Genomic DNA, 23907 nt, shown 5'->3' with positions numbered 1-23907 from the left:
ATAAAGAGTACCAGTAATTCAGAGCGCAGCGCTAACATGCATCACGTCCCGTGCCATGATGGGAATACTCGAGAGTTCAGAGATGTCAGCGCACGCAGATGAGTATGAAAATTTGAATGTTCGGCCCACCCATACACCAAGCGGTCCTGAAAGTTCGCTTGATATTTACACCGCTCATTTCGGGTTGACTGAGCGACCGTTTTCGTTGCTGCCCGATCCGGATTTCATTTTCTGGTCGCAAGCGCATCTTCAGGCCTACACCATGCTCGAGTATGGGATCCTGACGCGCGCACCGATCACCTTAATTACCGGAGATGTGGGAACCGGCAAGACAACGCTGCTGCACCATCTTCTGAAAAGTGTAGGCGGGGACGTGAAGATTGGTCTGGTTTCAAATGCGCATGGTGATCGTGGTGAGTTGTTGCGTTGGGTGTTAATGGCGCTTGATCAACCCGCCCCTGCCCTTGCCACCTATGTTGATCTGTTTGCCACGTTCCAGGCGCACCTGATCGAACAATACGCCCAAGGGTATCGTGTGATCCTGATTTTCGATGAGGCCCAGAACCTAACGCCGGAATCACTGGAAGAGCTCCGAATGTTCACCAACATCAACTCGAACAAGGACGAGTTGTTGCAACTGGTCCTGGTTGGTCAACCCGAGTTGCAAGATATGATCCGACGTCCAGAGATGCGCCAGTTCGCGCAGCGTGTAGCTTCGAGTTTCCATCTGAGGGTGATGGATAAGAAAACGGTACGCAAATACGTGGCACACAGACTGGATGTTGCTGGGGCCGAACGTAACTTCTTCAGCCCAGCTGCAACAGATTTGATCTACGAGACGACAAAGGGTGTACCACGGCTGGTAAACCAGCTTTGCGACTTGTCGATGGTGTATGCATTTACACGCGGTCGGAAGCGCGTTGTGCGGCACACTGTCGAAATGGTTCTGAATGATGGTGCCTTTTTCGCAGCGAGTTCAACTTCAGATAGTGACGGCCTGGCATCATGATGAACGATATACAGTTCTACCTCTCGTTGGTTTGGCGCAGACTCTATTTCATTGTCCCGGTGATCGCTTTTTGCACACTTGGAGGGGTGTACGCCGCATTCACCTTGCCACCTGTTTTCAAGGCCCAGGCCACGCTGGTTGTGGAATCTGCGCAGATTCCGGGCGATCTTGCATCGACCACAGTACAGGCCAGCGCCGTCGAAATCCTACAGATCATCCAACAGCGGGTCATGGCACGGGCCAATTTGCTGGACCTATCGCGCCGTTTCGCGGTGCATGATGGCCAGTCTGAACTAACGGACGACGAAATCGTCTGGGATATGGAAGAGCGAATTGAGCTTGAGCTACCCTTCAATACCCTCAACCAGGCGGCGTTCGTTACAGTTTCCTTTGCCGCATCAGACGCCGAGGTCTCGGCCGAGGTCACCAATGAACTGGTAACGCAGATTCTGCAGGAAAATGTTGAAATGCGCACAGACGTCGCGGCGAAGACGCTGGATTTCTTTGTACAGGAAGTTGCGCGCTTGGATGGCGAGCTGGCGGAGCAAGGCCACAAGATTCTTGAGTTTAAAGAAGCCCATCAAGACGCATTGCCTGAGAGCCTGACATATAGCCGTGAAAGACAATCTTCGCTGCAGGAAAGGATGCTGCAGTTGGATCGCGAACTGTCAGGGCTGCGTGACCGCCGTGCGCGGCTTGTGGAAATCTACGAGCGGACCGGGCGCTCGGATCTGGCCGGAGAAAGTCTGACACCGGAACAGCGCCGACTAAGGCAGTTGCAGGACGAACGCGCCTCGGCTTTGGTCATCTATTCATCTGATCACCCACGCATTCGGTCCCTAGATGGTCAGATCGCGGCTTTGGAAGCCGCGAATATCCAGTTGGGCCTTGGGACCGAGACAGCACCAAACTTTACAGCCTTCGATCTGCAGGTCTCGGACATTGATGGTCAAATTGAGTTTATCGAGGCTCAAAGGGTCGACATAGAAGCCGAACTGCAGATGCTGGCACAATCCATCGAAGCCACACCAACAAATGCAATTGCTCTTGGGACGCTCGAGCGAGATTATGACAATCTGCGACTGCAATATACCCAAGCAACCGCCAGCCTTGCCGAAGCACGGACAGGCGATCAGATCGAGGCACAGTCTCGGGGTCAGCGCATCACAGTAACAGAGCCTGCGGTGGTACCGATATTCCCGGCGGAGCCAAGTCGCAAGAAAGTTGCTGCGATCGGCATGGCGGCCGGTATTGCAATTGCGGGTGGTTTATTTGTGTTGCTGGAGATACTCAACTCTACCGTACGCAGGCCAGCCGATATCTCTGCTCGTCTTGGTGTGCCTGTCTTTGGGACAGTGCCGTACATGTGGACACGGCGCGAGATCGCTCTTCGGCGTAGCATGATTTTTGCTGGTCTGTGCCTGCCCATCGTTGGGGTGGCTGCGGCTCTGTACTTTGTTCACATCTATTACTTGCCACTTGATCTTGTTATCGAAAAAGTTGCCGAAAAGTTTGGCGCGACAGAACTGCTTGAGCGGCTGAATCTGGGATAACGGGACACGAAGACAATGGAACGTATTCAAACTGCCATCCAGAAAGCCCGGGAAGCCCGCCGTGTATCTGACACTGGCGACAAGGCGCAGACGCCCGCCCCAACTCCAATAGAGTCGCATCAAGCCGAGGGTGCGACCGTTCAGCTCAGAGAGACGCCGTGGGCTGATCTGCCCAAGTATGACTTGAAACCGAAGCAGCTGAAGCGGGCGCGCGTATTCGGTCATGAGGCAAACACGGATTCTGCGCCCTTTGACGTTTTACGCACACGTATGATGCACCAGATGCAAAGCAATAACTGGCGTCGGGTTGCGATCACTTCACCTGGTTCTGCCTGCGGCAAGACAACTCTGTGTCTGAATTTGGCTTTCAGTTTCGCGCGACAGCGCAATGCGCGGTCAATGTTGATCGACCTCGATCTGCGCCATCCATCGGTTCACAAACTGCTGCAGATCGATGAATGCAACTTCGCCAGCGCCCTGGAAGGAGAAAGCCAGCCTGAAGATCACATTTTGTGTTACGAAGAAAAGCTTGCATTTGCGTTGAACAGCCATTCGGTCTCAGAGTCCGCCGAATTGCTTCAGGACAAAGACGCAGCCCTTGTCATTGATCGGATGGAAGAGCGGTATGATCCTGACATTATGCTGTTCGACACTGCCCCTATGTTGGCCTGCGACGACACGTTTGCATTTCTCGATCAGATTGATTGCGTTCTATTGGTGGCGGCCGCAGAAAGCACTTCGGCTGATGAACTTGAGAAGTGCAAGGACGAGATTTCGACGCGTTGCAATCTGCTGGGTGTGGTCCTTAACAAATGCCGCTATCTTGAAAAACTTGATAAGTACGGCTACTGAAGGCGGCTCTCGTATCGGAGCTCTTCTTCAATGACGAGGGGTGCGCAGATGCCCGTACTGAGCTATCCGTCGAAATTCTGTGGCTAAGGTAAGCGATGATTTGCTGTCCGCTGATCTCCGACAAAAAAGAGATCAGATATATCGAAACAGAAAACCACAGCGCCGATTTCAACACGGAAGTCACCCTCGAAGCGTTGAAAGACGATACGGCGCTGAATCTGATGGTCATATGCCAGAGCTATGATCAGTTCCTGGGAACCCCATCTTGGGCGTCCACCAAATGACCTGACTTTCAAGCAACGACGTCCACCTGGTCAATCGCACGCGGATCAGGCGGCTGATGCATTTGATGGGTCTGATGCCTACTAATCAAAAGCCCCACACCAGCAGGCCCACCAAACGACACAGGACTTAGCTTCATATGCGCAAAGGGCTGTGCGTAACGCAGCCCACTCAAGTTCGGGTATCGGGCATCACCTACATCCGCATGTTGAAGACTGTATCGAGATACCGAATGAGGCCATGGCGCATATGGCGCGCGCATGATCATAAACTCGGATCACAGTAGCCAGTACCCATCATTTGCTTGGAAACAACGGTTATGCCGAGCCCCTGCCCGCGCCATGGACGGTCAAGCGCGTTTGTTGGACAAAGCTCTTGGGACCGAGTTTGGCGATTTATGCAACATGAGTGCGTTTACCCGCGCGCTTCGGAAGCAGGATTGGATTTCCGCGCGGGAAACGCAATGAAGGTTGAGTTCTGCAATCTTTAACAACCGAGTGGCGATCACTACCGAAAACATCCGAGCGGGTTTCATGGGAGGGAGAAAGATGAAATGCAACCCGCTCTGCAAAGGCAGTCGGTAGCTCCATATATGCTCAAACCTATCGCAACCGAGGATGGGAACGCACAGTGGAGCTATTGGTCCTTAGGACATATCTTTCAACGCTATGGTTAACGGGTTAGGCGCGCATGCAATGCCTGCCAGAACAGATTGGGCATAATCACAAAACACCGCCCATATCGTGCAGCTAGTCGTCCCGGATTGCTGGCCATGCGCCAGAGCCATTCCAAAGCCAGTTTGCGAACCCAGAATGGCGCGCGGGCCTGGCTGCCCGCGATGAAATCGAGGCCTGCGCCAATTGAAACAAACCCACAGTCCTGTACAATTTGCGCACCTCTCACCGCCAGTATTTCCTGCTTGGGCGCCCCAAGCGCCAGAAAACAAAGGCGCGCTCGCGCTGCTTTGATTTCCTCAAAGTAGTTGGCAACCTCGGCCCCATTGGGATCAAGTCCGAAAGGCGGCGCGATCTTTGAAACCACACGCAGCCCTGGGTTATCTCTTTCCAGTTGATCCGCCGCCCGGTCCAGTGTGCTTTGTGTTGAACCCAATAGCGCAATGGGTACGTCATGCTGCGCCGCCAGCTTTGTCAAAGGCTGAATTAGGTCTGAGCCTGGCATTAGTTCAATCAGGCGCCCCGCGAGGCGCGATAGCCAGACAATCGGATTGCCGTCGGCAACGACGTGACTATGCGCAATATAGGCTGAATGGAATTCATCCATCTGACGCATCTTAACGATATGGTCCAGATTAAGTGTGGCCAGAGTGAAACCCTGCCCTTGGTTCCAGCAATTGGTTATGCTCTCAAAAAGCTCGGTCTTCGTAGATTGATTAACCAGCGATAAAAACTCGGGCATTCGTGCCGAATGATGCGTAGCGATATCAGTTTCGGAGTCCACAAAAACAAATCCACAAATGTTGAACAATGCAATTTGGTGGCTGAGCGACACCGCGTTGTCTATTGTTAGCTTCCAGTTATTATTTGCCCAATCACAAAAATCGTTCGTCGCGGTGTTTTGCATTTGATAGGACGCATCAGTCAGTTCCCGTTCTCAATGACTTGAGCAAAAACAGGTAGTAATTGACTATAGCGAACGATTTTCCCGCGTTTCGGGTGATTCAGTCCAGTCTGTACATGACGATTCTATGCAGAACTTAATGAAGTTTAGGGCAAAACGGGGCTCCAAATGGGCTGAAATGGCGGAAAAACCGGGACTTTAGATATAAATTCGGCGGAAAATTGGGCACGCTCGGCAAGGTCTCGCTTGCTGGAATGACATTCAGAATTTCTGGGTTGTGGGTAATTAGCCCCCTGAGTATCCCATTGTTCAGGGATGGTGAACTAGTGCTTCGTTGAGTTCAAACGACCATGATTCTCGGGACTTACGGGTCGCGAGGCCACAATAGGATGTTGTGTAAGAGATGGCTATCAGCAAGGCACCAACTGCCAAAACAATCAACGTGATATCGCGAACATTAGCCGTTCCTTATCAATTGCGCCCTCAGAATAGACACAATTCTGCCGCGGACATGGTCGCTTGCCAGACTCCCGCCGCACTTTCGCCTTGGTGCCTCCGTACCCCGTAAGTCACCACCACATCAATTGGAGCCAAATCCGGCTTTAGTTACCTGAACCAAGGATAACGTTATGAGCAGTATCGATATTCGCAATTTCGGGATCCCAAACCAGGGTTTGGGTTTCGTCGCAGAATATTACGTTTTGCCTCAGTGGGTTTCAAGCCTGAGTGAGATTGATTTCGACCTATCGCCCGATGCGGTCGAGATCGTCACGGAACTGAACGCAGAGAAGTCTTATGACGCTTTCTGGGAAGGGGGACCGACGGACTCCTTTGCTGCGCGTTACACAGGCAGCCTTAATGTGATTGAGGACGGTCTCTACACCATCCATCTGACGTCGGATGACGGTTCAGCGCTTTATATTGATGGCGAGTTGGTCATTAGCAATGACGGCAACCATTCCGATCGGCTGGTTCCCGTTACGCTAGATCTTCGCGCGGGCATGCATGACATCGAAATCCGCTACTTCGAAAGCGGCGGAGCGCAAACTCTTAAGCTGGAATGGTACGGGCCCGATACTGACAATACGTTGCAGTTGATCGACTCCAGTGTGGTAAACTATTCATTGCCCGCCGACTCTACTGTTACAGATGCAGAAACCGAAGTCTTATCGGTCAGCTCAGAAGCAGCGCCGGAGGCAAACCTGGGTCTTGAAGCAAAATTCTTCAAAATCGGGCGCGGTGATACGAGCCTAGACAAGATCGATTTTGACGCCGAACCGATCGCTGAACAAATCTTGACCGAGGTTGATTACAAGAAAGGCAAAAAGGCGTGGTGGGAAGATGGCCCGCGCAACCGTTTCGCCGCTGAGATCACAGGTCAGCTGAATGTCGAAACTGCAGGTGAGTATACGATTTATCTGAAATCGGATGATGGGTCGACTTTGTCTCTTGATGGCGAGCAGATCATCGACAATGACGGGCGACATGCAACCACCGAAATTCAGGAAACTCTTTTCCTGACTGCAGGCTCCCACGATCTTGAGCTTTTGTATTTCGAATACTCGGGTGCACAAACGCTAAGACTTCGCTGGAGCGGCCCGGACACGGATGGCGTTAAAGTAGCGATTAGCGGTGACAGCCTGAGCCATGGCATGCCGCCCAATGATTCTGGTGAAGGTCAGGACGACCCTGTCTCGACTGACGATACAGACCACGGCGGCCATGACGGCACAGATGACACCGATACTACGGACGACACAGACCACGGTGGACATGACGGTTCCGACACCACAGATGACACCGGTGCCACGGACGACACAGACCACGGTGGGCAGGACGGTTCCGAAACCACCGATGACACCGACACCACGGACGATACAGACCATGGTGGGCAGGACGGTTCCGAAACCACCGATGACACCGACACTACGGACGATACAGACCATGGTGGACATGACGGTTCCGAAACCACCGATGACACCGACACTACGGACGATACAGACCATGGTGGACATGACGGTTCCGAAACCACCGATGACACCGGCACCACGGACGACACAGACCACAGTGGGCAGGACAGTTCCGAAACCACCGATGGCACCGATACCACGGACGATACAGACCATGGTGGGCAGGACGGTTCCGAAACCACCGATGACACCGGCACCACGGACGACACAGACCATGGTGGGCAGGACGGTTCCGAAACCACCGATGGTCAACCGGCACAAAACCGCGGTCTTGCAGCGCAGTATTTTGTGTTGCCAACGGCAGCTTGGAGCCTGGCGGATATCGATTTCGACTCAGCACCTGACGCTACGGGCTCAGTTTCAGAACTGAATTTCCATAGCTCTAACGACCCTTTCTGGGAAAGCGGTGTACAGGATGAGTTCGCAGCCCGCTATTTTGGCACACTGAATGTAGCCACAGCTGGAACCTACACGATTTATCTGACTTCTGATGATGGCTCGGCACTGTACCTAAATGGCGAGCAGGTCATAGACAACGATGGCGCGCACGCGGGCGTAACCGTTCCGGTCACCCTTGATTTGGAAGCGGGTGAGCATGACATCGAAATCCGCTATTTCGAAATTTGGGGCGAGCAAGTCCTCAGATTGGAATGGAATGGTCCTGATACAAACGGGCTCACCGAGGTTATCTCGGGCGATAGTTTGGCGCATCCGGCGAGCGGCCAAGACGACACAGACCATGCTGGCCATGACGATACCGAGACCACCGATGGCGCAGATACCACGGATGGGACCGACCACGGCGGTCATGACGGCACCGACGACACCGATACCACGGACGACACAGACCACGGTGGACATGACGGGCCCGACACCACAGATGACACCGGCACCACGGACGACACAGACCACGGTGGACATGACGGTTCCGACACCACAGATGACACCGGCACCACGGACGACACAGACCACGGTGGGCATGACGGTTCCGACACCACAGATGACACCGGCACCACAGACGACACAGACCACGGTGGGCATGACGGTTCCGACACCACAGATGACACTGGCACCACGGACGATACAGACCACGGTGGGCATGACGGTTCCGACACCACAGATGACACCGATACTACGGATGGGACGGACCACAGTGATCACGGCAATCACGGCGATGGTGATCAAGTAGATCACGGCGGTGCAAACATGCCGGGAACGATCCCTGAACCGACCAGCCCTGAAGAATATGATGCCTTTGTCGCGGCCGTGATGGCGGAACCGAATGCGCATGCTCATGGCGGTGACGAAAGCATGGCCACTGAGCACGCGGAATTGCTGGATCTTGTTCCTCGCTCAGAAGCAACCCATGTCGCCGTGTCCGACGGCGACTGGTTTGACCCCAACACTTGGCATGAAGGTCGTATACCGGACGCGGGAGCCAATGTGCTGATCCCGAAGAACATCGCGGTACGCTATAATGGCGAAAGTGATGCCTCGCTGTTCACGGTTCGTGTTGATGGTGGGCTTTCATTCGCGCCCGATATTGACAGCCTTATGGTCGTCGACACGTTGGTTGTCGATACATCAGGCCGGCTTGAGATTGGCACTGCCGAGAACCCGATTGCTGCAGATGTGAACGTGGATATTGTCATTGCAAACAATGGCGATATTGACGTCAACTGGGACCCTTCCTTGCTGTCGCGCGGCGTAATTTCGCACGGCCAAGTCGAAATTCATGGCGCAGAGAAAGATGCCTTCCTGCGTGTCTCGGAAGCGCCGATGAGCGGGGACTCCTCCCTAAGCTTGTCCGAGGTGCCCGATGGTTGGCAAGTGGGCGACAAGCTGGTCATCACCGGCACACACAAGACCGGTCATACCGGCACCGCTGCTGGCCATATCGAAAGCCAGGACGAAGAGATAACGATCACCGCAATCAACGGCAACCAAATCACATTTGAGCCTCCACTCGAACATGATCACGATACGCCGCGTGAGGATCTTTTTGCCTACGTGTCTAACATGTCGCGCAACATTACCATCTCGAGCGAAGATGGCGACGCCACTCAGACGCATCATCGTGGGCACGTTATGTTTATGCATAACGATGATGTTGATGTGCGCTACGCAGCATTTGAGGATTTGGGGCGAACCGACAAATCAACGCCCGCCGCGCTCAGCACTGATGATCTGGCGGTCGTAGAACCGGACAGCAACATTCAGGGTCGTTATTCCGTTCACTTCCATAGAACTGGAACGGCAGACCAGGGTGACCCGGCGATGGCCGTCGGGAACGTTGTCGACGGATCTCCTGGCTGGGGTTTCGTGCATCACTCCAGTAACGCGCACTTCACTGACAACGTCGCCTTTGACATTTTCGGCGCAGCGTTTGTGGCAGAAGCCGGGGACGAAACCGGTGTCTGGCTCCGCAATATGGCAATCAATGTTGAAGGCACCAACTGGGGTGATTGGGAAGTAAAAGATGGGGCACGCGTTGTAGCGCAGGATACCGGCCATACCGGGGACGGTTTCTTCTTCGCTGGGCGTCTGGTGGAGGCTGCTGAAAACGTCGCAGCCAATACCAACAACGGCTTTGTCTGGATGCACCGCAACAGCAAAGAGAACCCGCTTGTTGATAACTTGGATCACCCTGAGATCGGATATGGCGGGTCAGACGAGATCCTGAACAACCATGCGCCAATTCAGGGTTTCCGTGACAATGAAGCTTTTGGGACAAATACGGGCATCATCGTTATCAAGGACACGCCGTCGCAGGAGACTCATGAGATCAGATCGGTATTTGACGGGTTTCTGAACTGGGAAACCGCCACAGGTGTGAACCTGAGCTATACCGCGCACTACACGTTGATAGACTTTGATCTTATCAACACGACTGATCGGATTGGCGATGTTAATCACTATGGGGTGATACTGGGCAACAACACCACTGACATGGTGTTCAATGGCCTGCGCACCGAAGGCTTTGACGTCGGCGTCGACATGGAATGGGATCCGCATTGGAATCTTCCGGACGAAGACATTGCGCATGTTCTGATCGATTATGAAGGCATAAACAATCAGATCGACCTTTTCGGCTTTAATCCCAACCAACACCAGTTGCTGACGTCGGCCGACCTTACACCGGGCCGGATGGAGTTCATCCATAATGGCGATACCAGCCTTGCCTTGGGTGAAAGCTTCAGTTTTGACGGGATCAAGACCGACTCGATCGGAACCCGAGACCGCGCCTTGTCACAGGACCCGCTGGAGCTTGATTTCTACGATCACATTATCCACATCATCTCGGAAGACGGGTATTATTCGACGTCGGATGGTAGAAACGTCATACTTATCGACGATTTCCTCGCCGATCGTGCCACTGGTGAACTGACTAGGATCACACATGTTGTAACGCTGGAAATGAGCCATGAAGAGCTGGCGAACAACTGGATGATCAATAACTATGCTAACGGTGCCAGATATAATGGTGTGATCGATCTGGGTGGATCAGCCCCGGTCGCTCGTGACGACAATTTCTCAACCAGCGTTGGTCAAGGAATCGTGGTAGATGTACTAGCGAATGACTCTGATGCAGAAGACGCTGTTCTGAATGTCAGCGGTTTCACCGACCCAGAGTATGGCGATGTCTACATGCAGGAAGATGGAAGTCTACTATACCAACCGAATCTCGGCTACGAGGGGGTGGACACCTTCGACTACTGGGTTGCGGATTCGTCCGGGCAACTGAATGAAGCAACGGTGACCGTTGAGGTCTTTGACCTTTGACACAGGCCTTTTGCCGCGAGCGTCATAAGACTAGTTGAGTAACCACATACCCCACCGCTTCTAAAGGCGTTGGGGTATTTTGTCCGTCGTCAGGGATTTTGGGACAGATCGTAGCGTGATCTAGGGTCAGGACCGATTGTTGTTTCATAGCCAGAATATGACAGTGCGGCGAGAACGATGGCGGAGAGGGGTACCTTAGGACACCTGTCATAGCGGGTTCCAGCACGCCGCCAATCCTTGAGTCTGCCGAACATAATCTCGATCCGATTGCGCCGTTTCTAGCGGCGTTTGTCCTATTTGACGGTAGCCTTGCGTTGCTTCCGACCAGGGATACATGCGCGTATCCCTTTGTCTTTCAGGGCTTCTCTGAACCAATCGGCGTCGTAGCCTCGATCTCGGAGCAGCCAGTCGACATTGGGCAGACTGCTCAAAAGAGCCTTTGCACCGACGTAATCACTGTAAGCGGTGCGCCGATCACACGTCAGCGGTGTAATTCCAGGGCATCAGGCTGCTGATTTTGGACTGTTTGTGCCCATTTACGATTGCGGTCAGGGTTTGGGTGAGCCAGGCGTGCGGATCGACATTGTTCAATTTGCAGGTCTCGATCATCGAGGCGAGGATTGCCCAGTTCTGAGCTCCGGCCTCATGCCCAGCGAAGAGGGCATTCTTGCGGCTCAACGCAATCGGGCGGATTGTGCGCTCGACGCTGTTGGAATCCAGTTCCACACGACCATCATCCAAAAATACGGTCAGGCCTACCCAGTGTTTGGTAATGTAGCTCAGGGCCTCACCGATAGGAGACTTGGCGGAGACGCGGGAGCGCGTTTCCCGGAGCCAGATTTCCATCTGATCGATGATTGGTTTTGAGCGTTCCTGCCGCGCTGCGTTCCGGGCGGCCGGGCTTTGGCCTCTGATTTCCTTTTCGATGCGGTAGAGGTCCCGGATCTGTGCGATGCCGTCATCGGCAATCGGGGTGGCTTTTCCAGCTTTTGCCACATCAAAGAGTTTACGGCGGGCATGCGCCCAGCAGTGGGCCAATTGGATCGCGCCTTCCTGCCGTTTGAGCAGGCGGTTGTATCCGGCGTAGCCATCGACCTGGAGTGTACCATTGAAGCCAACCAGGATTTGCTTTGCGTATTCTCCGGCGCGTCCCGGTGCGTAGGTGAAGGCCACGCCGGGCGGGTCTTCCCCGCCCCAGGGTCGGTCATCGCGGGCGAGCGCCCAGAAGTAGCCGGTTTTGGTCTTCTTGCGGCCGGGATCGAGGACCGGAGCCACCGTCTCGTCCATGAACAGCTTTGTCGAGCGTTTTAGATCGGCCATCAGCGCGTCATGAACAGGGCGCAGCTCAAACGCTGCCCGGCCAACCCAAGCGGCCAGGGTCGAGCGATCCAGATCGATCCCTTGCCGGGCGTAGATCTGAGCTTGGCGATACAAGGGAAGGTGATCGGCATATTTACTGACGATCACCTGCGCAATGGTGGCCTCGGTCGGCATCCCACCGGGGATCAGATGCGCCGGAGCGGGTGCTTGGACGATCCCCTCTTCGCAGGACCGGCAGGCATATTTGGGACGGCGGGTGACGATCACGCGGAACCGGGCCGGAACGATATCGAGCCGCTCGCTGACATCTTCGCCAATGACATGTCGTTCAGAACCACAACCGCAGACCGTGCTTTCCGGCTCGATCACCTCTTCAATGCGCGGCAAGTGCTTTGGTAACGAGCCCCGGTTGCTCTGGCGCGGCGCGGACGTCTGTGTTGGCGTGACAAGCGGATTGGCTTCACCCTCGGCTTCAACCTGTGCAATCCCGGTTTCGATATCTTCCAGAGCCAGTTCGAACTGATCTGGATCGACCTTCTCAGATTTACGGCCAAAGAGCGCTTTCCTCAGCGCTGCAACCAGCGTTTCCAGACGCGCATTCTGCTCACCCTGAGCCACGATCATGGCTTTGAGCGCATCAATGTCGTCGGGAAGATCAGCCGCCGCAATCATGGATATGATCTACCAAAACGGGCATCCGGCTGCCTGCCCAAACAGGCGCGCGAGTCACTCTGCCGCAGTTGGTGGACGTGCTGACAACGCCTTCACTTTCCGCCAGTCCAACCCGGCAAACAGCGCCTCGAACTGGGCATGATTGAGCGACATCAGCCCGTCCCGGATCGCAGGCCAGGTGAATGTTGTCTCTTCCAGCCGCTTATACGTCATCACCAGCCCGGTGCCATCCCAATAGAGCAGCTTCAACCGGTCGGCGCGCTTCGAGCGAAAGACAAACACGGTTCCGGTGAACGGCTCCTTGCGCAACTCGTTCTGCACCAGCGCCGCCAGTCCGTCATGACCCTTGCGGAAGTCTACTGGCCTCGTCGCCACCACGATCCGCACCCGGTTCGACGGAAAGATCATGAAGCCCCGTTCAGCGCGCGGGCAATACTGGCGATCCGCTCAGGCGATGTCCCAGCATCCAGCCGAACGGTAACATCCCCATGGGCAATCTCAATCCTGTCACCGGGTTCTGATGGTGCCGCCGGAGCCTCGGGCTCAATCACGACCGGCGCAAATTCCGCTCCAGCCAAATCCGGCACCACCAATTTACCTTCTCGGGCCAGGCGACGCCATTCAGACAAATGGTTTGGACGCATGCCAGCGCGTCGGGCGACCTCGTTTACGGTCACCCCTGGAACCAGCGTTTCCGCAACAAGCTGCCCCTTGAGCTCTTCCGGCCAGCGCCGCTTGCCATCTCGACCGATCAAAACCTCATGGCCCGCAACGGACTCCAATCGTAGCTCCCGATGGACTCCCATAAATACCTCCAGCCAAAATCTACACTCCGCAGCGGAATCGCAGATCAGGCAGACTTCAGGAAGGTGGGGGGAGGACACCGCTTACTAATCACTCACATGCCCAGCGGTAACAAAGAGGTTCAAAGGTCGCCCTTTGCTGTCACAGATGGCGTGCAACTTGGTATTCATACCGCCTTTGGTTCTGCCAATCAGGCGACCGCGTCCCACCTTTTGACGCCCAAACTGGGCGCTGTGCGGTGGGCTTTCAGATAGGTGGGCGTCGATCATGATCGTCTTCTCTTCGCCATGCTCAGCGGTCAGACCGACCATCATCTGGGCAAAGATGCCTTTGTCACTCTATCGTTTCCAACGGTTGTAAAGGATCTTGTGCGGCCCGTATTCCCTGGGCGCATCCCGCCACCGTAAACCATTGCGATTGATGAAGATAATCCCACTCAACACACGCCGGCCATCCACACGAGGCTTGCTGTGGGACTTGGGGAAATAGGGCTCCAGACGCACCATCTGTGCATCGCTCAGCCAGAAAAGGTCAGACATATCGTCACTCGTCTTTCGAACGGTGGATCATGCCGAAAAGCGGAAATCAATGGTTCCTGACCCTAAGGACGCGCTGCGCCTCCAATTGTAAATCAACAGATATTAAGGTTAACAAACCTCACCATCGCGCCATGCCTTAGCTGCCTTGGCAAAGTGTTTGGCACGACGCTCAAAAGTTAACTCGAAGCAATGCTCACGCGCGAAGTCGCGACCATGACGCGCGGATTCAACCAGCAATTCGCGATTACGATCAAGCTCTGCAATCTTATCCGCTAAACCTTCGGCATCGCCCAAAGGTCTGGCAAACCCACTTCTGGCGTGCGATGCGATGCCTCGAAAAGCTTCGTTGGCAAAGCCGACGATCGGCACGCCGCAAGAAAACACCTCTGAATAAGTGCTCGAAGGGTCACCTTGTGGGTGGCAACTGACGAATAGATCTGTCTCGGACTTTAGCATAGGCACCCAGCCCGAAACGAAGTCCAGGGGACGGTGGATGGTCACCCGGTCGTCGACACCGTTTCGTCGGATGGCGTCAATCAGACGGGCTTCTTCCGGCCCAGCACCATAGATTTTGAATTGAAAGTCGACACCACGATCGACCAGACCACGCGCAACACGCGGTAGATGCAGCACCCCTTTCATAGGCACAAAACGCCCGCCAAAAAGCAGGCGAATTGGTTTTCCCGCGCGCAGCGCCTCCGCCTTCTTTGCAAGCTCGTCATCACTTGCAACATCAGACTTTCGAACCCGATTATCAAAAAACAAAAACGCATCCTGCCGGATCGGTCGATAAGCATCGTAGATTGGTACACCGTTGCATTGTAGGCCTGCAACAAATCCGAGCAATTCCCTGCGCGTGCGTTCAGCGTTCCATATCCATAGTTTGCGACGCATCTTCCTGAAAAAGCTAGCACGCGTAGCGTCAATAATTTGAAACTCGGTTCTCAGTGTGTACTCACACACATGGATCACGGGAATCCCACTATCGAAACACTGGCGCGTAAGCTCTGCCTGACTCGGATCAAGAAAACCGACTACAGCGCCCGCACCTTTTATGCGCTGAATAAGATCAGCCAATGCCTGAGGACGCTCTTCAACCCTTGTATCAGCATTTTCATCGGGTTGGATTTCGACATGGTCCATGTCGGATGATGCCGTTGGAGACACTTCAATAAGAGTCGTCACTTGACCATCCCAGTGCTTGGCGTATTCAGCCGCGCCGTCAAGATACTTTTGGGTCAGCACCAGCCCGCCATTGGTGCCGCGATGGGCCTTCAAAACAGGCAACAAGATAAGTTCATTTGGATCGGCGCGGGAACTCAAGAAATCTATTCCTGTATCCTGTCGAAACAACAATGAGCGGCTGCTAGTCTCTTAGCAGCGAGGTGGTCTTCTAGAAACAAAAACAGTACTTTTTTGCACATGGGTTGCTTTATAGAGGGTCGCAGAGCCATAGCTCCTGGCTCGGTTATGCCTTCCACAGGCATGAGCATTGTTGGTGAGTTACGTTAGCATTCAGTAGCACCTCCTGCGATGTAGTCACATAAACCGGAAATCGCCGTTGCATCCAATAAGATGTTGCCAAGTTTTCATGGTCACTGATCATGGCTGTGTTTAAAATCTCGATGCTCCTCAAAGACACCTTCGGCAAAAAATGCCCCATATGTTCATGCGCACGTAATGACGGAACACTTTGAACCGGAACGGCACTGACAGAACGAAATCATGGCAAGGATCGAGGTTACAATGGTGCTTGGTATCATATTGGACCTCGTTATCTGTTTGAAAGTCGCTTCCCAGACCAAGATCAGAAAAATAGTTCCCAATGTCCTATACAAGTTCCAGGGCGTACTGATCTGATACCTCCTACACGACCTCCGTCAGATTTGATTTTGTCAGGACTATTTGGAGATCTTCATGGATTTGATCGTCGCTCACTTTTGCTACGTCCTTGTGGCAGGGTATGTTTAAGACACGGCTAAAAATGTTGATGGCATTGGGGCGCGGTGCGGCTGGTATGTAGTATTTTTGCAAAGTCAGATGACGGGCAAGCGCCAACCGCTCATAAGGGACCTCATCGGGCGCCAGAAAAGGGATGCTGGTCAGAGGGATATTCGTAGCCGGGATATGCAGCGGCTGAAGGCCCAAACCTGATGCAATCCCGATTATGCGATTGCGCTGTTCAATCGAAGGGGGTCCCCAGCTTCCGATGCTTTCGATACGGTCGATCAGAAAGGCGCAGGCGACGTCCGATGTTTTGCAATTGCCCACCCAATAGGCACTGTCGTCCAAATCCAAGCCATAGCTGATCAACTCGACCAAACGCGCTGCTTGATCCTTCGGGAGGATCGCCAATCCTCCCTCGCCGAAACCATACGGTTTGGTGTGATGAAGACTTATCGCCTGCCATGGTATGTTGGGCAGTTCGGTGTGAAACCCGGAAGCATTATCTAGCAGCAGCCGTTTGCATAAGCGATGCGCTAGCGCTGTATAAGCCGAAAAATCCTGATACAGACCAAAAGGATTTGTCACTATGATACCATCATAGCTAACCGGGTCTAACGCTTCTAGAGCATCGAGATCCAGAAGCCCTTTGTCATCGCAATCAAGAAACAGGACATCATTAAAACGCCCACGACCCAGGTTTTGGAATGTATATGCTGAAGCAACCCATTTCATGCGACGGCCCGCCCGAGCTGACTGGAGCGTTGCTAGTGCTTCCAGAGCCATACCGCCATTGGCCATTGGAACGACGTCCCAAGTTTCAGGCAGGCCGACATGATCTACACAAAGCTCGCGCAAGGCGTGATACAGCGGTCCCTGATTTGCCCATTGGCTTTGATTGGCGCATGCCTGAAGTAGTTCGGATATCCGGGCCATGTTCGGCTGTTTTTCTTCAACAAACAGTACTTCGCGACCACGCATCGAGTCATCCCACAATAGAAATGCTTGTGGATGCTACCTTGGCTACCGAGATATGCATAAGAAAATAATCGTGACTTTCTGCTAAAACCCCCACAATCGATATAATCCTTCGGCGCTCTGCATATTGCTCACGAAATAAGAACAGTTGGGCGTCTGCTGAACGTGAATTCATCCCAAAACAACTCTTACGGCGTGCGCGAACTGAAAAACAAAGCCTGAGACGGGCACTGGCGCAATATGATTGATTCCGACAAGGAGGCTGGAACTCAAAGCCAAAGCATAGGCTACGTTATGTACTTGTAGGTTTATCGCTTTGCGCCTTTCCGCAAGGATCAACACTAAAAAGACCGATACAAAGACCTGCATCGACAACCAGCGGCTCCAATCTGTAGCGATTGGGTAGAGCATGAAAGGGGTTCCGGCACTAATCAAGTAAAGCGACCACTCGAACCACCCGTATAGGACACGGGTTGCTATCCACAAACAGGGCAATAGCAGCAGTGCTATCATCAACGAAACGACAGCCAGGTTAACCCGATCCAGCACGATAACCTTCACTGCTGAGGTCGTGTCTCCAAACCCATCTTCCAACCACGGAAATATTCCTCCGCACAGACGGTCCGTGAGCCCTGATGCTAACAACCGGCTGCACATTGCGTCGGTATCCGGCACACTGACATACACCACAGAAAACACAGCTGCTGCCAGCGAGATCAGACATAAGATCGCAATCGGCGCAATCGACTTTTGTTTACCAAGACGTAAATAGAGCGCAGTGCTTAACCCAGGAAGCAAAACCAAGTTGGCTTCGTGAAAAAAGACTGAACTACCGTAGATGATCACAACAACCACTACGCCCAGTGGGCCGCTGCTTCGAGGAAACAGCAGCGGTAAGAAGGACGCTAGACCCAACAATTCTTTGCGGTAAGCGGCTGTGGTGTCGTTGAGCCAAAATAGCACCAAGGCCGGGCTCACAAACAGGATCACGACCAAGTCTGGCATCCTCAGAGACAGGCCTTTGGCAAAGAGCAGCGCTATTATCAGTACCGTCAACGCAGCCTGCACTGCACTGACCAACAATAGCGGGCTCACACCAGACAGTTCAGACAAAAACAGGAAGATTTCGCCTGACATACCTCGGCGAACAATCCCGCTGGAGTAGTTTATCAACCAGTCCGCATGTTGAAATTCGCCCCCACCCGCTTGGGACAAATAAACAAGTCGGCGCAACAGGAGCAGTGTCGATACAAGAAAAACAAATCCAACCACTATCGCATTAGTGCGCTTTATCTCCTTCAGCATTGGGCACTCGCATTTTAACTTTAATAATCACTATAATATTGACCAGTATATTTACGTATCTTGGACGCCAATGAACCCAAATGGTGTTCTGAAGCGAGTCTCGTTGCAAGAAATTTAAGGCTCGGCCTTTTGTTTTCCGCTGTCATGTGTTGCGCATCGCAGACATAATAAGTGGCTTTTATAGTAGATTGTTTCTAATAGAGAGACGGTCACACGTGAGCAGGATCATTCGAGCATTGTAGCTTCAATGTTGTCACAACATCGGCGATCTGGTGATTGACGACGTTTGTTCCTGGCACTGAACAGCGTCACTAAAAAGGCTGCAGGTATCCTGCAAGCTGGTTTGGCCTCGACCCCCACACACCTAGTCGGGTGCAACTAGTAAGACGACCACACAGCCATTATACAACCGCATAAGCCTGAGGACGGAGGGATACATGAACAGCGATGACATTCGCTGATGACCTTTATTGGCTTGAGTTGCTCCGATAGGAAGACCCACTATGGCTCGATCTGTTTTGGGCATATAATGAAAATCCGTACTGGGCGCCTACACCAGAACCAGGTTTGTCTGCCACACGCCGGTGAAAAATTGACCAAATGCGCGGATCGAAGCCGCAAAGGACGCGTGCTCTTTATGAGACCAGGGCCCACCTCAACATCGTCACTCCGCACCCCACACAGGATTTACTGCTTCTCTCGAAACCCAAATATCGCTTTGAATCTGGCCTTGCCTTTAACTCATTGACAAAAACTCAGAAGATACAAACAAAGGTTTAAGCCCATTTGAGCTATTATACGTCAGGCGTGAGATACGAAGTTTGAAAACATGCATATAGAACGTCTTGATATTCCCGAGATACAGCTAATCACTCCGCGACGTTTTGGCGATCACCGCGGTTTTTTTGAGGAAACGTACAATCGCGACAGCTTTGTCGACCGCGGCATCGAAACTGTTTTCGTTCAAGACAACCATTCTCTCTCCGGAACTGCAGGAACGGTGCGCGGCCTGCATTTTCAGGCGCCGCCCCGAGCGCAGACGAAGCTCGTAAGATGTGGGCGTGGTCGGCTCTTTGATGTTGTTGTGGACATCCGCACAGGGTCTACGACCTTCGGGAAATGGGTCGGCGCGGAACTCAGCTTTGAAAATGGGCAGATGCTGCTGGTGCCCTCGGGGTTCGCCCACGGATTCATGACCTTGGAGCCTGATACCGAGATTGTTTACAAGTGCTCAGACACCTACGCCCCGGAAACAGAAGGCGCTATACGGTGGGATGATCCCGATATTGGAATAAATTGGCCTCTCGACATAGCCGAACCCAAAATATCCGATAAAGATAAAGCGGCCCCATTTTTGCGAGACAGTGGTTCCCCGTTTACGATTGAGGATAGTTGATGAAGATTTTGGTCACAGGCGGCGCAGGCTTTATCGGCTCTGCTGTGATACGACGCGCGATTGCCGATGGGCATTCGGTGGTGAATGTGGACGCCCTTACTTACGCCGCTTGCCCAGAGAATGTCGCGACAGTATCGCATTCGCCCCAATACGCTTTCGAGCATGCAGATATCAGACACGCGGATGCGATGTCAGATATTTTTAGCAAGCATAGTCCAGACGCGGTTATGCACCTCGCTGCCGAGAGCCATGTTGACCGTTCGATTGATGGACCTGCAGCTTTTATCGACACCAACGTGACCGGAACATACGTGTTGCTCGAGGCAGCGCGCGCCTATTGGGTGAACGCAGGCCGTCCTAAAGGTTTCCGCTTTCATCATATCTCGACTGATGAGGTTTTCGGCTCTTTAGGTGAGACAGGTTTCTTCACCGAAGACAGCCCCTATCAGCCAAATTCTCCCTACTCGGCCTCGAAGGCAAGCTCCGATCATCTCGTCCGAGCTTGGCGCGAGACCTATGGGTTACCGGTGGTGTTAACCAATTGTTCGAACAATTATGGCCCCTACCAGTTTCCCGAGAAGCTGATCCCTGTCGTGATCCTGAATGCGCTGGCCGGTAAACCGATCCCAATCTACGGCTCCGGCGACAACATACGCGATTGGTTGCATGTCGAGGATCACGCTGAGGCGCTATTGATCGTTCTGGAAAAGGGTCAACTGGGACGCAGTTACAATATCGGCGGCGAGAATGAGATGACCAATCTTGATCTGGTCAAAATGCTCTGCGCGATACTGGACCGTTTGAAACCGGGGAAAATGCCTTACGCCAATCTGATCACATTTGTCACCGATCGCCCTGGCCATGATCGCCGTTATGCCATTGATCCGTCTCGCATTCGGGACGAGCTCGACTGGCGCCCATCCTACACTCCCGAAAAGGGTCTTGAACAAACCGTGCAGTGGTATCTGGACAATGACGCTTGGCTGGTCGCATTGCAGGCCAGAAACGGCGTAGGTGAAAGGCTTGGTATCGCACAATGAAAGTGCTTGTCTTTGGCCATGGCGGGCAAGTGGCAAGTGAACTGCGCAGATGTGCTCAGAAAAAAGGCATCATGTTGGAATCTCTGGATAGGTTTCGGGCCGATCTGTCGGACCCTGCAGCCTGTGCAGAACTCATACGCGACACAGACGCAAATATCGTCATAAACTCTGCCGCCTATACGTTGGTTGACAAGGCCGAAAGCGAGCCAGCGCTGGCCCAGTTGATCAACGGTGACGCACCGGGCGCGATGGCGCGCGCCTCGGCCGCGCGAGATCTGCCATTTTTGCACATCTCAACCGATTATGTTTTCGATGGGTCCGGTGAAGCGCCAAGGTCCATCGACGACACGACTGGTCCCTTAGGTGTGTATGGAGAAACCAAACTGGACGGAGAACGCCAAGTCGCAGAGGCCGGGGGGTGGTATACCATTTTGCGAACCAGTTGGGTGTTTTCCTCGCACGGTAAAAACTTTGTCAAAAGCATTCTGCAGCTGGCCGAAACCCGTGATAGCCTAACCATTGTTGCTGACCAGATCGGGGGACCAACCCCCGCTGCAGATATCGCCGAAGCTCTGCTTACGATCGCCACGAAAGCACCCAGCACCGAAGGCGGCCTATTTCATTACTCTGGCGCTCCGAACGTCAGCTGGGCTGGTTTTGCGCGCGAGATAGTATCGCAATCGGGATTGACGACGCGGATTGAGGAAATCCCGACAAAGGACTATCCAACCGCAGCCAAGAGACCATTGAACTCACGGCTCGATTGTTCTCTGATCAAAGACATTTACGGCATTCCTCAACCCGATTGGAAAACCAGCCTGACCCATGTCTTGGCCGAGCTGCAATCGACGGATGGATAGATTTGAAAGGACAAATTATGCAGCGCAAGGGCATTATTCTGGCTGGTGGATCTGGCACCCGTCTTTACCCAATCACAATGGCTGTCTCAAAGCAGTTACTGCCAATTTACGACAAGCCTATGATCTTTTATCCGCTCAGTGTCCTGATGCTGTCCAACATTCGAGAGATCGCAATCATTACAACGCCACAAGATCAGGAGCAGTTCCAACGCCTTCTTGGTGACGGCAGCCAATACGGTCTGTCCCTGACCTGGATCACCCAACCGTCGCCGGATGGTCTGGCGCAAGCCTATATCTTGGCCGAAGAGTTTCTGGCTGGTGCGCCATCGGCAATGATTTTGGGTGACAACATTTTCTTTGGTCATGGGTTGCCTGACCTGTTGAGGCTTGCCGATACACAAGAGCAAGGCGGCACCGTCTTCGCATATCGCGTTGCCGACCCCGAGCGCTATGGCGTCGTTGAATTCGACCCTAATCACAAAGCAATCGGCATCATTGAGAAACCCAAGGTACCGCCATCGCACTATGCGGTTACAGGTCTGTATTATCTGGATTCAGATGCGCCTGAGCGCGCCCGCCAGGTCCAGCCATCAGTTCGGGGGGAGCTTGAGATCACATCACTTCTCGAAACCTACCTGGCCGACGGAAGCCTGAATGTCCAAACCATGGGTCGCGGCTTTGCATGGCTGGATACTGGCACCCATGGATCACTATTGGATGCCAGTAATTTTGTGCGGACCTTGACCGAACGGCAAGGTATGCAAACTGGGAGCCTGGATGAAATCGCATGGGCGAATGGCTGGATCGATGATGCGGCGCTGGCCGAGCGAGCGACGCTGTTCGCAAAGTCCACCTACGGCACCTATCTTGACCTACTTCTAAAATAGGAAGCGATCCAACCCAAAGTCATCAAGCGGCGGTTTGGTGGCCGAATAGTAGCCGAGCTCCGATTTGAGCTGCGCTAGATCGGCGATATCGACATTATGTCAAATCTTAATCGTCCTATTGGAATGTTGTACCAGCTTTGAGCGTCACGAGTTTCCTCAGAACTCAACACTATTGGTTGGCGGCGTCAGGCCTTTTTTGGGAAAACTTGGCGAAATACTTTGTGGTTATTCGCTGGAAGCTCTTGTTACCTTGCTAGAGTAACATTTGGCAATGGCATCGGGTGTCGCCCGCTTGGGCTCAACGGTCCATTGCGGCGTATTCTCGCGATTGAAGCGCACCGCAATTGGGTTGGTTTTCTAACGGTTTGCGCGTTGACTGTTCGACCAACACTTTTGATGCGGTAGTCGACTTGCTGTCTGTCAATTTCGTGAGTTTCAGTGCCTGAACGGGCGCAGGTTCGATCGGAGTGCCGGCAATGTCACTTCGATCAGCGTCTAAGGTTATGGCCAGAGTCATCCGCGTAGCAGAGCGCCTAAGGCTTTGTAAGAAATACAACAATTGCCGGTCGCTTTTCAATCGCCTCGTCGATCCCAAACAATAAATTCTTGGTCTCGCGCGCGAAAACCTCAGCTGCTCCTCCATCCCCAATGGCGCTGCTGTTGATGGCTGGAACGGTTGGATTCGGTCTGAGGCGGCGCCGCCAGCATCAGCAAATCGCCCGGCTTGAACTTATCTCAGTTTTGCCGCAGAAAGTGCTGAATTGGCAAATTTGCGATTACGGGTACAAAGAGGTCGAATCGGACTGCGAAATGCAAACCAGCATAGCAAGCGTGCGTTCAAGAACTGACGATTGGCTACCTTCAGGCAGAGCTTAGAAATTCGGCACAACTAGAAATTGAGGGCCTTCTTCGTCTATGGACAATACCCATCAATCTGCACAATTGTGCTGCAAATGGGGCGAAAAAATGTCAGACAGAGCAAAATCACGATTTGAGATGTTGCTAAAAACTGTTTAAACTAGTTCACATACTGAGGGCACAGTTTCGTAGTATGTCGTGTCTGTAGCGGTCCGTGTGTTGGAGGACAATTTTGTCCTGGCGGGTTGCAGCGTAAAGGTGAAGCCAGATTTGGCTT

General features: G+C 53.2%; 16 protein-coding genes and 2 pseudogenes. 9 read left to right on the top strand and 9 right to left on the bottom strand.

All coding sequences use genetic code 11. From position 1 onward, the window contains the following. Nucleotides 1-82: 82 nt before the first annotated feature. From ACR3EN_RS19790 to ACR3EN_RS19780, 3 genes are read left to right on the top strand one after another with little or no spacing between them, the layout of a single operon-like run. Nucleotides 83-1009 carry an ExeA family protein gene (locus ACR3EN_RS19790; protein ID WP_480821159.1) on the top strand — a complete coding sequence of 309 codons (927 nt, stop codon included), beginning with the start codon at nt 83-85 and terminating at the stop codon, nt 1007-1009. Next, nucleotides 1009-2562 carry a GumC family protein gene (locus tag ACR3EN_RS19785; RefSeq protein ID WP_480843223.1) on the top strand — a complete coding sequence of 518 codons (1554 nt, stop codon included), beginning with the start codon at nt 1009-1011 and terminating at the stop codon, nt 2560-2562. The genes ACR3EN_RS19790 and ACR3EN_RS19785 overlap by 1 nt, the downstream gene beginning before the upstream one ends. 15 nt (nt 2563-2577) lie before the next feature. Then, complete coding sequence (locus ACR3EN_RS19780) at nt 2578-3414, top strand: CpsD/CapB family tyrosine-protein kinase (protein WP_480821163.1); 837 nt, start codon at nt 2578-2580, stop codon at nt 3412-3414. A 954-nt stretch (nt 3415-4368) separates the two neighbouring features. Here ACR3EN_RS19780 and ACR3EN_RS19775 read toward each other — a convergent pair. Beyond that, nucleotides 4369-5277: a WecB/TagA/CpsF family glycosyltransferase gene (locus tag ACR3EN_RS19775; protein ID WP_480821165.1), complete on the bottom strand. Its 909-nt coding sequence runs from the start codon at nt 5275-5277 to the stop codon at nt 4369-4371. 626 nt (nt 5278-5903) lie between these two features. On the opposite strand from ACR3EN_RS19775, the gene ACR3EN_RS19770 reads away from it, so the two are divergent. Then, nucleotides 5904-11027 carry a PA14 domain-containing protein gene (locus ACR3EN_RS19770; protein WP_480870344.1) on the top strand — a complete coding sequence of 1708 codons (5124 nt, stop codon included), beginning with the start codon at nt 5904-5906 and terminating at the stop codon, nt 11025-11027. Nucleotides 11028-11171: 144 nt separating this feature from the next. Here the strand turns inward: ACR3EN_RS19770 and ACR3EN_RS19765 are convergent. The 8 genes and pseudogenes from ACR3EN_RS19765 to ACR3EN_RS19730 form a co-directional block, all read right to left on the bottom strand. Next, nucleotides 11172-11485: pseudogene (locus ACR3EN_RS19765) on the bottom strand (transposase); the annotation flags it as partial. 16 nt (nt 11486-11501) lie between these two features. Beyond that, nucleotides 11502-13019, bottom strand: coding sequence for an IS66 family transposase (gene tnpC, locus ACR3EN_RS19760; protein ID WP_480826038.1), 1518 nt, complete (start codon nt 13017-13019; stop codon nt 11502-11504). A gap of 54 nt (nt 13020-13073) precedes the next feature. Continuing rightward, on the bottom strand, nt 13074-13427 hold the full coding sequence (tnpB, locus tag ACR3EN_RS19755; RefSeq protein ID WP_480826040.1) for an IS66 family insertion sequence element accessory protein TnpB: 354 nt from the start codon (nt 13425-13427) through the stop codon (nt 13074-13076). After that, complete coding sequence (gene tnpA / locus ACR3EN_RS19750) at nt 13424-13825, bottom strand: IS66-like element accessory protein TnpA (protein WP_480826042.1); 402 nt, start codon at nt 13823-13825, stop codon at nt 13424-13426. The genes tnpB and tnpA overlap by 4 nt, the downstream gene beginning before the upstream one ends. A gap of 87 nt (nt 13826-13912) precedes the next feature. Continuing rightward, nucleotides 13913-14362: pseudogene (locus ACR3EN_RS19745) on the bottom strand (IS5 family transposase); the annotation flags it as partial. Between the two features lie 108 nt (nt 14363-14470). Further along, nucleotides 14471-15685 (bottom strand): glycosyltransferase, encoded by a 1215-nt coding sequence (locus ACR3EN_RS19740; RefSeq protein ID WP_480821174.1) that lies wholly within the window; start codon nt 15683-15685, stop codon nt 14471-14473. A 543-nt stretch (nt 15686-16228) separates the two neighbouring features. After that, entirely contained in the window at nt 16229-17287 is a 1059-nt protein-coding gene (locus tag ACR3EN_RS19735; protein ID WP_480821176.1) for a DegT/DnrJ/EryC1/StrS family aminotransferase, read from the bottom strand. A 168-nt stretch (nt 17288-17455) separates the two neighbouring features. Continuing rightward, a complete protein-coding gene (locus tag ACR3EN_RS19730) occupies nt 17456-18589 on the bottom strand; it encodes a hypothetical protein (RefSeq protein ID WP_480821178.1) in 1134 nt (377 codons plus the stop codon). An 829-nt stretch (nt 18590-19418) separates the two neighbouring features. On the opposite strand from ACR3EN_RS19730, the gene rfbC reads away from it, so the two are divergent. From rfbC to ACR3EN_RS19705, 5 genes are all read left to right on the top strand, one after another. Then, nucleotides 19419-19985, top strand: a complete 567-nt coding sequence (gene rfbC, locus ACR3EN_RS19725) for a dTDP-4-dehydrorhamnose 3,5-epimerase (RefSeq protein WP_480821180.1) — start codon at nt 19419-19421, stop codon at nt 19983-19985. Continuing rightward, nucleotides 19985-21025: a dTDP-glucose 4,6-dehydratase gene (gene rfbB, locus ACR3EN_RS19720; protein ID WP_480821182.1), complete on the top strand. Its 1041-nt coding sequence runs from the start codon at nt 19985-19987 to the stop codon at nt 21023-21025. Before rfbC ends, rfbB begins: the two co-directional genes overlap by 1 nt. Further along, nucleotides 21022-21885: a dTDP-4-dehydrorhamnose reductase gene (gene rfbD / locus ACR3EN_RS19715; protein ID WP_480821184.1), complete on the top strand. Its 864-nt coding sequence runs from the start codon at nt 21022-21024 to the stop codon at nt 21883-21885. The genes rfbB and rfbD overlap by 4 nt, the downstream gene beginning before the upstream one ends. Before the next feature lie 17 nt (nt 21886-21902). Continuing rightward, a complete protein-coding gene (gene rfbA, locus ACR3EN_RS19710) occupies nt 21903-22772 on the top strand; it encodes a glucose-1-phosphate thymidylyltransferase RfbA (protein WP_480821186.1) in 870 nt (289 codons plus the stop codon). Nucleotides 22773-23420: 648 nt separating this feature from the next. Further along, nucleotides 23421-23648, top strand: a complete 228-nt coding sequence (locus tag ACR3EN_RS19705; protein ID WP_480821188.1) for a hypothetical protein — start codon at nt 23421-23423, stop codon at nt 23646-23648. The last annotated feature ends 259 nt before the right edge of the window (nt 23649-23907 follow it).

This window comes from Ruegeria sp. G7 (assembly GCF_056535465.1).
Note: the sequence above shows the minus strand (reverse complement) of the source record. Positions and strands in the feature narration are given on the sequence as shown.

Excerpts from the sequence above, each read along its gene's own strand:
- ACR3EN_RS19790 (WP_480821159.1), top strand. The coding sequence starts at position 83 with ATGTCAGCGCACGCAGATGAGTATGAAAATTTGAATGTTCGGCCCACC.
- ACR3EN_RS19785 (WP_480843223.1), top strand. The coding sequence starts at position 1,009 with ATGAACGATATACAGTTCTACCTCTCGTTGGTTTGGCGCAGACTCTAT.
- ACR3EN_RS19780 (WP_480821163.1), top strand. The coding sequence starts at position 2,578 with ATGGAACGTATTCAAACTGCCATCCAGAAAGCCCGGGAAGCCCGCCGT.
- ACR3EN_RS19775 (WP_480821165.1), bottom strand. The coding sequence starts at position 5,277 with ATGCAAAACACCGCGACGAACGATTTTTGTGATTGGGCAAATAATAAC.
- ACR3EN_RS19770 (WP_480870344.1), top strand. The coding sequence starts at position 5,904 with ATGAGCAGTATCGATATTCGCAATTTCGGGATCCCAAACCAGGGTTTG.
- tnpC (WP_480826038.1), bottom strand. The coding sequence starts at position 13,019 with ATGATTGCGGCGGCTGATCTTCCCGACGACATTGATGCGCTCAAAGCC.
- tnpB (WP_480826040.1), bottom strand. The coding sequence starts at position 13,427 with ATGATCTTTCCGTCGAACCGGGTGCGGATCGTGGTGGCGACGAGGCCA.
- tnpA (WP_480826042.1), bottom strand. The coding sequence starts at position 13,825 with ATGGGAGTCCATCGGGAGCTACGATTGGAGTCCGTTGCGGGCCATGAG.
- ACR3EN_RS19735 (WP_480821176.1), bottom strand. The coding sequence starts at position 17,287 with ATGCGTGGTCGCGAAGTACTGTTTGTTGAAGAAAAACAGCCGAACATG.
- ACR3EN_RS19730 (WP_480821178.1), bottom strand. The coding sequence starts at position 18,589 with ATGCTGAAGGAGATAAAGCGCACTAATGCGATAGTGGTTGGATTTGTT.
- rfbC (WP_480821180.1), top strand. The coding sequence starts at position 19,419 with ATGCATATAGAACGTCTTGATATTCCCGAGATACAGCTAATCACTCCG.
- rfbB (WP_480821182.1), top strand. The coding sequence starts at position 19,985 with ATGAAGATTTTGGTCACAGGCGGCGCAGGCTTTATCGGCTCTGCTGTG.
- rfbD (WP_480821184.1), top strand. The coding sequence starts at position 21,022 with ATGAAAGTGCTTGTCTTTGGCCATGGCGGGCAAGTGGCAAGTGAACTG.
- rfbA (WP_480821186.1), top strand. The coding sequence starts at position 21,903 with ATGCAGCGCAAGGGCATTATTCTGGCTGGTGGATCTGGCACCCGTCTT.
- ACR3EN_RS19705 (WP_480821188.1), top strand. The coding sequence starts at position 23,421 with ATGGCGCTGCTGTTGATGGCTGGAACGGTTGGATTCGGTCTGAGGCGG.